Annotated in this window: 12 protein-coding genes; 9 read left to right on the forward strand and 3 right to left on the reverse strand. The window is 66.3% G+C overall.

The annotated features are described in order from the left end of the window. Positions 1-251 precede the first annotated feature (251 nt). From ACF08N_RS37030 to ACF08N_RS37070, 9 genes are all read left to right on the forward strand, one after another. Complete coding sequence (locus tag ACF08N_RS37030) at positions 252-1,832, forward strand: NAD(P)-binding domain-containing protein (protein ID WP_392329115.1); 1,581 nt, start codon at positions 252-254, stop codon at positions 1,830-1,832. 59 nt (positions 1,833-1,891) lie between these two features. Beyond that, complete coding sequence (locus ACF08N_RS37035) at positions 1,892-3,277, forward strand: cation:proton antiporter (RefSeq protein WP_392329116.1); 1,386 nt, start codon at positions 1,892-1,894, stop codon at positions 3,275-3,277. Between the two features lie 3 nt (positions 3,278-3,280). Continuing rightward, positions 3,281-4,072, forward strand: a complete 792-nt coding sequence (locus tag ACF08N_RS37040) for a cupin domain-containing protein (protein ID WP_392329117.1) — start codon at positions 3,281-3,283, stop codon at positions 4,070-4,072. 80 nt (positions 4,073-4,152) lie between these two features. Next, on the forward strand, positions 4,153-5,592 hold the full coding sequence (locus ACF08N_RS37045) for an NAD(P)/FAD-dependent oxidoreductase (RefSeq protein WP_392329118.1): 1,440 nt from the start codon (positions 4,153-4,155) through the stop codon (positions 5,590-5,592). Next, on the forward strand, positions 5,589-6,491 hold the full coding sequence (locus ACF08N_RS37050; RefSeq protein ID WP_392329119.1) for an FAD binding domain-containing protein: 903 nt from the start codon (positions 5,589-5,591) through the stop codon (positions 6,489-6,491). The genes ACF08N_RS37045 and ACF08N_RS37050 overlap by 4 nt, the downstream gene beginning before the upstream one ends. After that, complete coding sequence (locus tag ACF08N_RS37055; protein ID WP_392329120.1) at positions 6,488-6,994, forward strand: (2Fe-2S)-binding protein; 507 nt, start codon at positions 6,488-6,490, stop codon at positions 6,992-6,994. Before ACF08N_RS37050 ends, ACF08N_RS37055 begins: the two co-directional genes overlap by 4 nt. Then, complete coding sequence (cutA, locus tag ACF08N_RS37060; protein WP_392329121.1) at positions 6,991-9,444, forward strand: aerobic carbon-monoxide dehydrogenase large subunit; 2,454 nt, start codon at positions 6,991-6,993, stop codon at positions 9,442-9,444. The genes ACF08N_RS37055 and cutA overlap by 4 nt, the downstream gene beginning before the upstream one ends. A gap of 103 nt (positions 9,445-9,547) precedes the next feature. Then, positions 9,548-10,264, forward strand: a complete 717-nt coding sequence (locus tag ACF08N_RS37065) for a class I SAM-dependent methyltransferase (protein WP_392329122.1) — start codon at positions 9,548-9,550, stop codon at positions 10,262-10,264. Between the two features lie 534 nt (positions 10,265-10,798). Continuing rightward, complete coding sequence (locus tag ACF08N_RS37070) at positions 10,799-10,966, forward strand: DUF6245 family protein (RefSeq protein WP_392329123.1); 168 nt, start codon at positions 10,799-10,801, stop codon at positions 10,964-10,966. Positions 10,967-10,997: 31 nt separating this feature from the next. On the opposite strand, the gene ACF08N_RS37075 is transcribed toward ACF08N_RS37070, so the two are convergent. From ACF08N_RS37075 to ACF08N_RS37085, 3 genes are all read right to left on the reverse strand, one after another. Continuing rightward, positions 10,998-11,540: a response regulator transcription factor gene (locus ACF08N_RS37075; protein WP_392329124.1), complete on the reverse strand. Its 543-nt coding sequence runs from the start codon at positions 11,538-11,540 to the stop codon at positions 10,998-11,000. Beyond that, positions 11,461-12,528: an AAA family ATPase gene (locus tag ACF08N_RS37080; RefSeq protein WP_392329125.1), complete on the reverse strand. Its 1,068-nt coding sequence runs from the start codon at positions 12,526-12,528 to the stop codon at positions 11,461-11,463. Before ACF08N_RS37080 ends, ACF08N_RS37075 begins: the two co-directional genes overlap by 80 nt. A 719-nt stretch (positions 12,529-13,247) precedes the next feature. Next, positions 13,248-13,490, reverse strand: a 243-nt coding sequence (locus ACF08N_RS37085; RefSeq protein ID WP_392329126.1) for an alpha-isopropylmalate synthase regulatory domain-containing protein, incomplete at its 5' end; no start/stop codon positions are given.

Raw genomic sequence — 13,490 nt, forward strand, 5'->3', positions numbered from 1 at the left:
ACGCAATCCCCGCAACTACCTGGCCTTCCTCGGCCTCGCCGCCGCCCTGTGCTGCTACAAGCGACTCGTCCGCCTCACCACGTAGGACACTGTCTTAGGGAGTAGTAATTACTCACGTCTTACTTTGCCCTATTTGTCAGCGTTACAGAAGTTGTTGCGCCATTTGCTGCCCCTATGGACTGCGGCTATGCAGGCAGGGGTGGCGATCGGGCGATTCGACGGGACAGACCACGGATGGGCGGATGGTTGCCATGGCGGATCTCATGCAGACTGATGTCGACTATTTGGTCATTGGGGCCGGTCCAGCTGGGCTGCAGCTTGCTTATTATCTGGAGCAGTCCGGTGTCAACTACCTGGTTATTGAGGCCGGTCAGTCGGCGGGCGAGTTTTTCCGGGCTTTTCCGCGTCATGGGAAGCTGATTTCGATCAATAAGCCGAATACGGGTGGGAAAAAGGCGGAAGTTGCGCTGCGTTACGACTGGAACTCGCTGTTGTGTGGCGATGAGTCGTTGCGTTTTACCAGCTATAGTCGGCGCTACCTGCCGCCCGCTGAGGAGTTGACACGCTATCTTGCGGACTTCGCCGCAGAATTCTCACTGAAGGTTCGGTACGGTGTTCGGGTTAGCCGTGTTGAGAAGACCGGGCGGTTCGAGGTATTTACTGAGTGTGGCAGCCAATACGCGGCTCGCAGGCTCATTGTTGCGACGGGCCTGTCACAGGCTCGCATTCCACCGATTCCCGGAATTGAGCATGCGGAGCAATATTCGGATTACGTGACCGACCCTGAGACGTTCACCGATCAGCGGGTCCTTGTCATCGGCAAAGGAAATTCTGCGTTCGAGGTGGCGGAAAGTCTCACGGATTCAGCAGCGACGATTCATCTGGCCAGCCCCAGCCCAGTGCGGTTTGCCTGGCAGAGCCGATACGTCGGCCATCTGCGGGCGGTTAACAACAACTTTCTCGACACCTATCATCTGAAGTCGCAGAACGCGATCCTTGACGCCGAGGTGACCAGGATCGAGCGCTGTGATGACCGTTACCTGGTGAGCTTCCTCTACACGCACGCCAACGGTGAACGCATCAAGAAGACCTACGACCGGGTGATCGCCTGCACGGGATTCCGTTTCGACGATTCGCTCTTCGCGGCCAGCTGCCGGCCGGCACTGTGCCACGACGGCAGATACCCGGCTCAGACCAGCTCGTGGGAGTCGGTGAACGTGCCAGGGCTGTTCTTCGCTGGCACGCTGATGCATGCCAGGGATTACCGCAAGACGATGTCGGGCTTCATCCACGGGTTCCGCTACAACGTCCGTTTCCTGGCCGATCTGCTCGGCAGTAAGGAGAGCGGGCGGCCGTTGCCGAGTCAAGAGGTCTCCATCTCCCATGCGCTGACTGACCTTGTGCTGAGCCGGATCAACACAAGCAGCGCGATGTTCCTGCAGCCTGGGTACCTGGGCGACGTCTTCACCGTCGATGAGGACGACGGGTGCGTGAGGCACTACCGTGACATCCCGATTGACTACGTGTTCGACAGTGAGCTGTCCGCAGGCCGGTGGTATTCCGTGACGCTGGAGTACGGGCCAGAGGCCGAGGACCCGTTCAACATCGAGCGTGATACCGATCCGGCGTGGGCGAAGTTCGCGCCGTTCCTGCATCCGGTGATCCGTGGGTTCCGGGGGACGACCGAGATCTCGCAGCTGCATCTGCTCGAAGACCTGGAAAACGAGTACACGGTCGAGAAATGCGGTCGGCTGCTGTCGCAGTTCCTCGACCGCGAGTTGGGGCATTTCCGGCGGCGCTTTGACCGGGCCGTTCAGTGGCCGTCGCCGTGAAAAGTGACAGCTGAGCCGTTGTCTGATCCCTTCAACACCCGACGTTCGGAGGAACGCGGATGCCTACCAATTTCGACTTGTCGGTGCATTTTTTCCTGCAGTTGGCGGTGATTCTGGCGGCCTGCAGGCTGCTGGGCAGACTACTGCGCAGACTCGGTCAGACCCAGGTGGTCGCCGACATGGTGGCGGGGTTCGCCCTCGGCGCATCGCTGCTCGGCTGGTTGCTTCCCGATGTTCAGCGGTGGTTGTTTCCCACGACGGTCCGTGTGGGAGCGGGCGGGGACGCATCAGTGCTGGGGCATCCGTCGCTGGCGATCCTGTACGTGGTGGGTCAGCTGGGTCTGGTGCTGTACATGTTCACCGTGGGCCTGGGGCTGAACGTACCGATCCTGTCACGGCACATCAAGCATTCGGCCGTGACCTCGGCGACCGGCGTGACGGTGCCGCTGGTGATGGGCGGGGCACTTGGCTACCTGCTGGCCCGCGATGGCGGCTGGTTCCAGGACGGGGTGAGCGGGTGGCAGGCCGCATTGTTTGTCGGCTCGGCGGTGGCGATTACGGCGTTTCCGATGCTGGCGCGGATCATCCGCGACACCGGGCTGATGGACAAGCGCGTCGGGGTACTGGCCCTGTCGTGTGCGGCGGTCGACGATGTCGCGGCGTGGATCCTCCTTGCGGTGGTGGTCGCCGCCTCGCAGAACAGTGCGGGCATCGCGGCATTGGCGATCGGCGGCAGCGTCGTGTACCTGGGCGTCATGGTGCTGCTGGTGCGGCCGGCGCTGCGCCGGTTCGCCCGGTGGGGAATGCCGAAGGGGCGCGGCCTGCGTCCGGAGGCGCTGATGGCGACGCTGGTGTTCGTGCTGCTGTGCTCGTGGGCGACCGACTCCATTGGCGTCTACTCGGTGTTCGGCGCGTTCGTCGCCGGCGCGGTCATGCCCCGCAACGGATTTGCCGAGGAGCTGCGCAGCCGGATCGAGCCGGTCACCATCGCGCTGCTGCTGCCAGCGTTCTTCGTCTACTCCGGCCTCAACACCCATCTCGACTTGCTGCTGGACAACAAGGTGCTGCTCGGTTTTGTGGCTGTGCTGGCGGTGGCGTTCGTCAGCAAGGGCGCGGCATGCTATCTCGCCGCGCGCAGGGTCGGGTTCACCCGCCGGGAGGCCGCCTCGGTCGGCGCGCTAATGAACGCGCGCGGTCTGATGGAGCTGATCCTGCTCAACATCGGCCTGCAGCACAACATCATTACCGGCCAGCTCTACACGGTCCTCGCCCTGATGACCGTGGTCACCACCCTGGCCGCGTCGCCGCTGTACGCCTGGAGCCAACGCGGCGCTTCCCCGAGCGCCGAGGGCGGGTCACCTGCCAGCGAGCGGCGGCGATCGCCCTCCGGCCGGTACCTCACCGAGGCCGCCCTGCCCAGCCAGTCGACACACGATAGGACGTAAGCCATGTTCGTAGTGATCTTGACATACACGGCCCCGGTCGAGGAAATCACCAAAATGCGGCCTGACCACCTCGCCTGGTTGGACGAGCAGTACGCCAGCGGGCTGCTCATCGGCTCAGGCCGGCGTGTCCCGCGCGAAGGTGCGGTCATGCTCGCCCGGGACGTGCAACGCAACGAACTCGAGGCGGCGCTGGCGGTGGAGCCGTATCTCCGCGCCGGCCTGGCCCGCAGCGAGATCACCGAATTCTCCCTATCCCGTGGGCCGTTGCTCGACCTGCCAGTCGTGGGCGACGCCGACCCTGACCGCTGGCGCGGAGCGTTCCACACGAGCCTCACCATGGCGAAAGGCGCTCACCAGACAAGGCCCGAGAGCTGCGTACTCGTGCGCAGCGGGCAGACGCAGGAAACAAAGCAGGGACTGCCGACCTTCGCCGGGGTGTCTCAGGAGTCCGCTGCCGCGCAGGCCCTGTGCCTGCACGTGGTGATGATCCCACCGGGCGGCCGCGCCCACGCGCACCTTCATGCCGATCACGAGTCGGCGGTGTACATCGTCAGCGGTGAGGCGGACCTGTGGCACGGCGACGGCCTGGGGCAGCACATGGTGCTCACCCCTGGTGACTTCGTGTACATCCCGCCGAGTGTGCCGCATCTTCCGGCGAACCGGAGCCAGACGGAACCGCTCATCGGAGTGATTGCCCGGACGGACCCGAATGAGCAGGAAAGTGTGGTCCTGCTGCCCGACCTCGACCTGCAGTTCGCTGCATACGCGCATGAACCGGAAACGGCCCAGAGCTAGCAACGAGTCCGTGCAAACACACGTCCCCCGCCCCACGCACAGGCGGGACCGGCGGAGCTTGATGAGAAAGGTGACCAGCTGTGACCACTCAGAAGACAGTGCTGGTTGTGGGCGGCGGACCGGCCGGCTCGACCGCAGCCACGCTGCTCGCCCAAGCCGGCATGCGGGTTCGCCTGCTGGAACGGCACACGTTTCCCCGCTATCACATCGGTGAATCGCTGACGCCGTCGTGCCGCACTGTGCTTGGCCTGTCCGGTGCCCAGCAGAAGGTCGAGGCGCACGCTTTTCAGATCAAGCGAGGCGCGGAATACCAGTGGGGCCTCGACAACTGGATCGTGGACTGGGAACGACAGTTCGGCCCGGAGGTCCACACCTGGCAGGTCGACCGGGCGCAGTTCGACCAGCTCCTGCTCGAACACGCCCGGGAGCAGGGCGTGGAGGTGGTGGAAAACGCGACGGCGCGGGCCGTGAGGTTCGACGATGAGCGGCCAGCGGCGGTGGACTGGATCCGCGGCGGGCAGGCGGGCGGTGGCTCGACCGCGAGCGGGTTCGACTACCTCATCGATGCCTCGGGCCGGACGGGGCTGCTCTCGGCGCAGCACTACCACAACCGCCGCCAGCACGAGATTTTCAAGAATGTTGCCACCTGGGGGTACTGGCGGATCGGCGACACGCTGCCGGCGACGCCCGAGGGCGGTCTCAACTGCATCTCGACCCCGACGGGCTGGTACTGGGTCATTCCGCTCGGTGATCGCACCAGTGTCGGGTTCGTCACGCACAGGGACCACTTCCAAAAGCGGCGACCGGAGTATGCGTCCGTGGAGGAGATGTACCTGGCTTTCGTGCGAGAGTCGGGGACGGTGCGGGGCCTGGTGGAAGGTGCCGAGTTCCTCGGGCCAGCGCGGGTCGAGCAGGACTACTCCTACGTCGCCGACCGGTTCTGCGGGCCCGGGCACTTCCTCATCGGGGATGCCGCCGCGTTCCTGGACCCGCTGCTGGGAACCGGCGTCCACCTCGCCCTCTACAGCGCGCTGCTGTCAGCAGCCTGCATCACAGCAGTCGCCGACGGTCAGGCGACCGAGACCGAGGCGCTGGGCTTCTACGAGTACAGCTACCGGCGGGCCTATACCCGTCTGCTCGCACTCGTCTCCGGCATGTACGACCGCTACCGGGGCAAAGAGGATTACTTCTGGCTGGCGCAGCGGCTCGTCGGCGAGAAGACTCGCTACACACAGTCCAACGAGGCCTTCGGGGAGATCCTCACCGGCCTGGTCGACCTGCGCGAGGCCGCCAACACTGACAGCCGCATCCTGACCCGCCAGCTCCTCGACGAAGCCGAGCAGGCACAACGCGCAGCCACACAGGCCAGCCCGGACCGGCCCGACTTCACCCCGCTGATGGGCATGCCGACCGACGCTCACACCTCGGACGGCCTCAGTCTGGTCACTGCCCCGCGCCTGGGGCTGCGCCGCACCCCACGGCACACCCACGAAGCGCCCGACGCGGCGGTCCTGTCGTGAAGCCGCCGCCGTTCACCTACCACCGCCCGCTGACACTGCAAGAAGCGTTGGACGTGCTCGGCCAGGTCGGGGTGGAGGGCCGGGTGCTCGCCGGCGGACAGAGCCTGATCCCGCTGCTGAATGAGCGGCGTATCACCCCGGCCCATCTGGTGGACATCAACCGGGTTGCCGGATTGTCCGACGTGCGCGTGGAGCGGGACGGGGTGCAGGTGGGCGCCACCGTCCGCCACACCGAAGTGGAGGCCCATAAGGCCGCGCATGCCCTGGTGCCGCTGCTGCGGCAGGGCCTGCGGTGGGTCGCCCACCCCGCGGTGCGCAACCGGGGCACCGTGGTCGGAAGTCTTGCCCATGCGGATCCCGGCGCCGAGATGACCGCAGTGCTGGCGCTGCTCGAGGGCACCGTGGAACTCGCTCGCACAGGCCACTGGCGGACAGTAGCCGCCCGCGACTTGATCGTCTCGGCGTTCAAGACCTGCATCGAACCCGGAGAGCTGGCGGTGTCCGCCTACTTCCCCCGGCCTCCGGACCGCACCGGCACCGCCTTCGTGGAGGCATCCCGGCGCAGCACGGATGCCGCGACCTGCGCACTGGCCGCGGCCGTCACTCTTGATGAGGATGCCCGGATCACGGCGGCCCGCGGCGCCTACGTCGCGGTGGCAGAGACTCCGGTCGTGCTGGACCTCACCGACCCACTCGTGAGCACTACCCCCGCGACCGCCAACTGGGAGAGCGCCGCACTGCTGGCGCGAGAGCGCATCAGCCCCGGACCCGACCTCCACGCCAGCGCCGAGTACCGCCGCCACCTTGTCGGCGTGCTTACAGCGCGGGCGCTGAGGTCTGCCGCCCTCCGGGCGGCCGACACCCTCACCACCGATTGGTCCCTGGAACCCACCCCATGAGCGAACCTCTGATCGATGTCCGACTGGCCGTCAACGGCACCGTGCACACCGCTCGGGTACCAGCGCGTCGGCTCCTGTCGGACTGCCTGCGCCACGACCTCCGCCTAACCGGCACCCATGTCGGCTGTGAGCAGGGCCACTGCGGAACCTGCACGGTGCAGATCGACGGCAAGCCCATGCGCTCGTGCCTGATGTTCGCGGTCAGCGCCGAGGGCCACGCCATCACCACCGTGGAAGGCCTGGCGCACCCAGACGGCACCCTGCACGCGCTGCAGCGGGCCTTCCAGGAATGCCACGGCCTGCAATGCGGCTTCTGCACCCCCGGCTTCCTGGCCGTGGCCGAGGCGTTCCTGCGAAAGAACCCGAACCCGACCGAGCAGGAGACGACCCAGGCGATCGCCGGCAACCTGTGCCGCTGCACCGGCTACCGCAACATCGTCAAGGCCGTTCTGCGGGCCGCCCAGCACCTCCGGGACGAGAGCGCACAGGAGGCAACCCCATGACCACAGACACCGGCACCAGCACCAGGCTCGTCGGTGCACCGCTGCCGCGAGTGGAGGACCCCCGGCTGCTAACCGGAGGCGGCCGCTACCTCGACGACCTTGGCCCGGATGCGCGCGCCGCTGCCTTCGTGCGCAGCCCCCACGCCCATGCCCGGATCACCGGCATCGACGCCTCAGGCGCGACCGGGCTCGACGGGGTCCTCGCCGTATACACCCACAAGGACCTGACCGGCCCGATGGCCGAGCCACTGCCGGTGCTGATCCCGTTCGGACTCAGCCATGCCCGCACCACGCACGCGTTGGCGAAGGAGTTTGTACATCACGTCGGCGAGCCCGTCGTCATGGTCGTCGCTCGCGATCGGTACATTGCCGAGGACGCCTGCCAACAAATCCAGGTGGACTACGACGTGCTTCCCGCCGTCGTCGGCATCGAGGGCGCCCGGCGCGCCGACCACCTGGTCCATCCCGATGTGCCGGGCAACATCGCCGCCCACGTCGTCCAGGAGGTGGGCGACGCACCGGCCGAGATCGCTGCCGCCACGCACACGCTCACCCTGCACCTGGACATCGAGCGCAGCGCATGTATGCCAATGGAGGGCCGCGGCGTCTATGCCCGCTGGGAGCCGGTCGACGGGGGACTGCGGCTGTATACCTCCACGCAGAACGCCGCCGGCGTGCGCGCCGCGGTCGCCACGATTCTGGAGCTGCCACCGTCCCGGGTCGAGGTGGTCACCCCGGACGTCGGGGGCGCCTTCGGGGTGAAGATCATCCACCCGTGGCCGGAGGAGGTCCTCCTGCCCTGGGCGGCCCGCCGGCTCGGCAACGAGATCAAATGGGTGGAGGACCGTCTGGAGCACTTCACCTCCTCCGCGCACGAGCGGCAGCAACTGCAGACCGTCCGCGTCGGCTTCAACGACGACGGCCGCATCCTCGGCCTGGACGTGGACATCCAGCACGACACCGGGTCCTACACCCCCTACGGCATCGTCGTCCCCTTCATCACCTCCACCCAGCTCCTGGGCCCGTACAAGCCCGGCGCCTACCGGGTGGAGCTCACCTGCCTCTACACCAACACGGTCATGGTCACCCCCTACCGCGGCGCCGGTGGCCCCCAAGGCGTCTACGCGATGGAACGCACCATGGACGCCATCGCCCGCCACCTGCACAAAGACCGCACCGACATCCGCCAGGCCAACCTCATCCGCCCCGAGGACATGCCCTACGACCAGGGACTCATCTTCGGCGACGGCCGCCCGCTCATCTACGACTCCGGCGACTACCCCGCCTCCCTGCAGCGGATCAAAGAGATGATCCGCTGGGACGACTTCGCAACCTACCGCGCCCACGCCCGCGCCGAAGGACGTACCGTCGGCATCGGGATTTCCTGCTGCGTCGAGCCCACCGGCTTCGGCCCCTACGAGGGCGCTCACGTCCAGATCGACACCACCGGCACAGTCATGGTCGCCACCGGACTGACCAGCCAAGGCCAAGGCCACCACACCGCCTTCGCGCAGATCGCTGCCGAGGAACTCGGCGTGCCCCTCCACCACGTGCACGTCACCACCGGCGACACCCGCCGCTTCCCCTACTCGATGGGCACCTTCGCCTCACGAGCCGCCGTCATGGCCGGCAACGCCATCGCCGACGCAGCCCGCAAAGTCAAAGACAAGGCCCTCCAGACCGCCGCTGAGGCCCTGCACACCGACCCCGCCGACCTGGAACTCGCACACGGCCAGATCCGCGCCAAAAACGACCCGCAGACCACCCTGCCCCTCGGCACCGTCGCAGCCCTATGCGACCCCATCCGATACCCGTTCGACCCGGCCGCACGCGCCGCAGCCCAGTACGACACACCCGCCGACTTCACTACCCCGCCCCTCCCATCGGACTACCAGACCGGCCTCCAAAGCACTGGCCACCACTCACCTCTGCGCTCCACCTTCGCCCACGCCATGCACGCCGCCATCGTCGAAACCGACCCCGCAACGGCTGAAGTCCGCATCCTGCGCTACTGCGTCGTCCACGACTGCGGCCGACAGATCAATCCCCTCATCGTTGAAGGCCAACTCCACGGCGCCGTCGCTCAAGGCATCGCTGGCGCCCTGTTCGAACGGCTCCACTACGACACCAAGGGACAGCTCCTCAACACCTCGTTCCGTGACTTCCTCATGCCCTACGCCACCGAGATCCCCACCATCGAAATCACCCGCATCGAAACCCCCTCCCCGCTCAACCCTCTCGCCGTCAAAGGCGCCGGCGAATCCGGCATCAACCCCGTCTACGCCGTCCTCGCCAGCGCCATCGAAGACGCCGAAGACATCCCCATCCAGCGCATGCCCATCTCGCCCAGCGAACTCCTCGCCCTCCGTACCCAGCACAAGACCAACCCCGCGCCCCCAGAGCAGCCAGGCCCGACAACTGATGAAACCCCCTGGCCACAGGCGGCGTGAGGCAAGCCGTCCGCCCTGCCAAGTTCACGACTTGCCTCAGCCCCGCAACGATAAAACGGCTGCATCGCCCGTATGGGATTAAAGGAAGAAAGAGAAAACTGTTATGAGTGTGTACGAGTACATGTGGGACAGCTACTGGGCCGATCTCCCCCAACAGCCCAACCAGGCCATTTGGGACATCGACCCGGTGTGGGCCAGCCACGCGCACCTGCTGCTTTTCGCCCAGTACTTCGACAAGAACCTTCCTGTCGTGGATTTCGGGTGCGGCAACGGCACCCAGACCAAGTTCCTCGGCGAACACTTCCGCCACGTCATCGGGATCGACGTCTCAGAGCAAGCACTCAATCAGGCACACGAGATCAACAGCGGTCTGAACATCGAATACCGCAAGGTGGACCTGCTCGACCCCTCAGACGCCGCTGCACTCCACGACACCGTGGGAGACGCCAACGTCTACGACCGCACGGTTATCCACCAGTTCCAGGCCAAGGACTGGCCAGCCGCCATGGCATCACTGGCAAACATCACCGGGCAGCGCGGGCACGCCTTCCTTTTCGAGATTGGCCCCACCGGACATGCCTATCTCGAAGAGGTCGTGAACCGGCTTGGTGGGCCGCCGTCCAAGCTCGCTCAGGTCTTCAAGCACGGCATCACCCCGGCAGAGCTGAAGGAAGGTGACCTGGAGTGTCAACTGCGGGAAGCAGGCTTTGAGATCGTAACTTCCGGCCCGATCGACTACCGCACCACGCAGTTGCTCGCCGACGGAACTGCCTTGGTGATCCCAGCTCAGTATGTCGTGGCTCGTCCGGCCACACCATGAGCACATCACCCTCTGTTGCCGACGACGCCGCTCACTCGTCGTCAGCGAGCTCGAGCGTCTCATCCATCGCGTTCGGCGGGCGGAGGCCCTGAGCTGGTGCGTGATAGCGGTGGGGGCGACGCGGCGTCGTCGTGGTGGGAGCAGGTCGACCAGGCCGACGTCGCGGGCTTGGGTTATGTCGGCGACCCGGCCCGCACCTCACCGCAGAACAGCAATCGTCGTGCTCATCGGTGAGGACGAGGGCTTTCATCGCGTTGATACGGCTCTTGCCGGGGATGAACGGGCTGCGTCCACCGGGGTGTGCCGGATGGGCCGACGGAAAGGTGGATGAGGGGGCGGAGCCGGTCGACGAACACCGGCTTGTAGTCCGCTCCCCACACCAACGGCTCTGCGACGTGGACGGTCAGCCCGTTCCGCTTCGGGCCTGCCACGCCAGCCCAAATCCGCCACAAGAGCGGCGGTTCCGGACGGCGAAAGGCCCGTTCCCCGACGCCCGATGGCCACCCTCGGTGAAGCTGGATGAGGAGGCTCACCGTGCGGCGTGGGGGAGGAGCAGCTCAAGGCAGCCGGGGGGCCGGGCTGGGATCCGGTGCGCGGCTGGAGTTCATCAGCTGGCAGGTTCTGCGGGCCGGCATCCCGCTGCGGCTGATGGCGCAGAACCAGGGGGCCGGTCCGATTCCGCTGGCCGCCGCGCCGCGATGACCGGGGTGCACACGCTGCTCGGCGTGATCAGTCAGGGTCTGCGGAAGGGCGAGTTTCTCATGCCCAGGGCGTCGGTGAGCTGGCGGCGGGTGGTGACTCCCAGTTTGGTGTAGATGCGTTGGAGGTGGTTGTCGACGGTGCGTACCGACAGGGTGAGTTGTGTGGCGATCTCTTTGCTTGTGGTCCCAGCTGCGGCGAGCAGGGCGATTTCTCGTTCTCGTGTGGTCAGGGATGTGGTGGCTTGGGTGGTGGCCAGCAGGGGGGTGTGGGCGCCTTGGCAGCGGACGGCGTAGGTTTGGGCTTGGTGGGCGGCGGCGGTGGCGTTGCGTGAATGTCCGGTTTGGCGCCAGTGGGCGGCTGCTGCGGTGGCGGCTTCGGCAGCCAGCAGATCTGCGCCCGTTTCTTGCAGTTGTTCGGCTGCGGCCAGGAGCTGATCGGGATCTTTGGCGGCCAGGGCGGCTGCCAGGCGAGCGCGGGCTGGGGCAAGGCTGCCGTCACACATATGTGCGAGTTCGGTGAGGCGGTCGGAGACATGCTGCGAACCGCCGAGGCGGGCGATATCGGTCAGGAGCATGCCCTCGGAGGTGACCAGACCCTTTCTGCCGTGCTGTTTCGGCGGCGCTGGTGAGAACAGCGCGGGCCTGGGCCAGCCTGCCCGAACTGGCATGTAGCCATGCCTCGCCCAGGGACTCTTCTTCGGCGAATAGGCCCATCACAGGGAAGTTTTCACCTTCGGCAAGGGCTGTTTCGGCAGCAGCAGTGTCGCCCTGGAGCGCGGCAGAGGCGGCCAGGCACCGGGCAGCCTTGCCGGCGGCGGTCAGCCGGGTGCTGATCAGCTCGGTCAGCTTCGGCGTACCGGTGGGCCGGTCGCCGCTCAGCTCCCAGATCTCACCGTCACAGCTGAGGGTCTTGGCTGCCAGGGCGCCAAGAACGAGTTCGCGCAGGTAGAGCATGTTGCCGCCGGAGCCGGTATACAGCTCGGTCAGGGTGCGCCGCCCCACCGGCGCGCCCAGCGCTGCCCGCAGCACCTGCTCCACCCGTTCCATGTCCATCTCGGCCAGGTCAATGTGGTGTACCGCATCCCCGCCGGTCAGGGCCTGCACCGCCTCGCTCAGCGGCTCCCTGGTGCGCACGGTGCCGATCAACCGCACCACCCCGGCATCCATCAGCTGTCGCAGCAGCACCGTCGAGGCGGCATCGATCAGGTGCAGGTCGTCGACCAGCAGAGCCCACCGCTGGCGCTGCGGACCGGCCAGGGTTCGGGCCACGGCGGCAAAACCCTTGACGGGGTCAGACAGATCCACCCCGGCCGGAATGAGGTGCGCGATCGCACCCAAAGGGACCGCGGCAGCCGTCACCGACGCAGACGCCCGGCTCGCTTTCCAGCCCTCGCGGGCCGCACGGGCCAGGCATTCCTGGGCCAGCCGGGACTTGCCCACCCCTGCCGGACCAAAGATCACCACGCCCTGGTACCTTCGCTCCGCCCACGCCGAGGTAAAGGCCTTCAGTTCGCTGTCCCGGCCCACCAGCGGCCACAACGAAACCTGACCCTGCACATCCATGACAGCCTCCACAGTGCCATCCCAGCCAACCGTTACTGATCCCGGCACGGGATAGCCGCACATCACCACACTACTCAACGGTTCTGTGCTTCTCCGGAAGGCCGAGGCTCGGTGACCCTCAGTGGCAGCGTGAACTGCGACAAAAGGAGGAAGATCCATACGTGTCATCAATTCATCCGGGGTCCATGATCTGACAATCAACAACTGAGGCCGATACCCCTGAAGGGCGTCAGCCTCGGTCATGCTGAGCCCAGCCGCTCCGAGCCCGTGCCCGCTCTCGTCGTGCACCGCGGATCTGAGAAATCCGTCAGCCCCCGGATCGACCACAGGTCAAGATCCGCGATGTCGGCACAGCTGCGCATCCCGGTGTCAGCCGCTTCGGCCGTAGCTGGCTCCAGCAGATGCACCGCCGTGCAGCCCACGGCCTCGCCGCCGTACCTTTCAATGAGCAGTGCGCCCGAAGGCGGCCGCCATGGTGCAACTGCCGGTCGCGTCTGGTCCACGTCAACACTTTGCTGCCCTAGCAGGTCCTCGCCGACCCAGAGTGCCGGGCCATCGAGATGGGCCTAGTTGAGCATGCGGCAGTTTCCCTGAGCTGCCATATTAGGCACGCATGGTCTCGGGCGCGGTGATAAGGAAGAGGATCTGGATGATGCACAGCCTGGACGGGCCCACGCCTTGCCCCTGGAGCTGACCGAACTGGCCCCTGCTCGGAAGGCCTAGTTGAGCAATTGGAACAGCTTTATGTGCTCTGTGTTTGCGCGGTTGACGGCGGAGATGACGGCCTTCAGGGAGGCGCGGGTGGTGTTGGCGTCGATGCCGATGCCCCACAGCACCTTTCCGTCGATGGCGCACTCGATGTACGACGCGGCCTGCGCGGAGGCGCCCTCGCTCATGGTGTGCTCCTGGTAGTCCAGCAGGCGTACGTCGACGCCGATGGCGTTCAGCGCCTCGAAGAAGGC

The sequence above is a fragment of the Streptomyces sp. NPDC015127 genome (assembly GCF_043080095.1).
Lineage (GTDB): Bacteria > Actinomycetota > Actinomycetes > Streptomycetales > Streptomycetaceae > Streptomyces.

Excerpts from the sequence above, each read along its gene's own strand:
- ACF08N_RS37030 (WP_392329115.1), top strand. The coding sequence starts at position 252 with ATGGCGGATCTCATGCAGACTGATGTCGACTATTTGGTCATTGGGGCC.
- ACF08N_RS37035 (WP_392329116.1), top strand. The coding sequence starts at position 1,892 with ATGCCTACCAATTTCGACTTGTCGGTGCATTTTTTCCTGCAGTTGGCG.
- ACF08N_RS37040 (WP_392329117.1), top strand. The coding sequence starts at position 3,281 with ATGTTCGTAGTGATCTTGACATACACGGCCCCGGTCGAGGAAATCACC.
- ACF08N_RS37055 (WP_392329120.1), top strand. The coding sequence starts at position 6,488 with ATGAGCGAACCTCTGATCGATGTCCGACTGGCCGTCAACGGCACCGTG.
- cutA (WP_392329121.1), top strand. The coding sequence starts at position 6,991 with ATGACCACAGACACCGGCACCAGCACCAGGCTCGTCGGTGCACCGCTG.
- ACF08N_RS37065 (WP_392329122.1), top strand. The coding sequence starts at position 9,548 with ATGAGTGTGTACGAGTACATGTGGGACAGCTACTGGGCCGATCTCCCC.
- ACF08N_RS37075 (WP_392329124.1), bottom strand. The coding sequence starts at position 11,540 with ATGCTCCTGACCGATATCGCCCGCCTCGGCGGTTCGCAGCATGTCTCC.
- ACF08N_RS37080 (WP_392329125.1), bottom strand. The coding sequence starts at position 12,528 with ATGGATGTGCAGGGTCAGGTTTCGTTGTGGCCGCTGGTGGGCCGGGAC.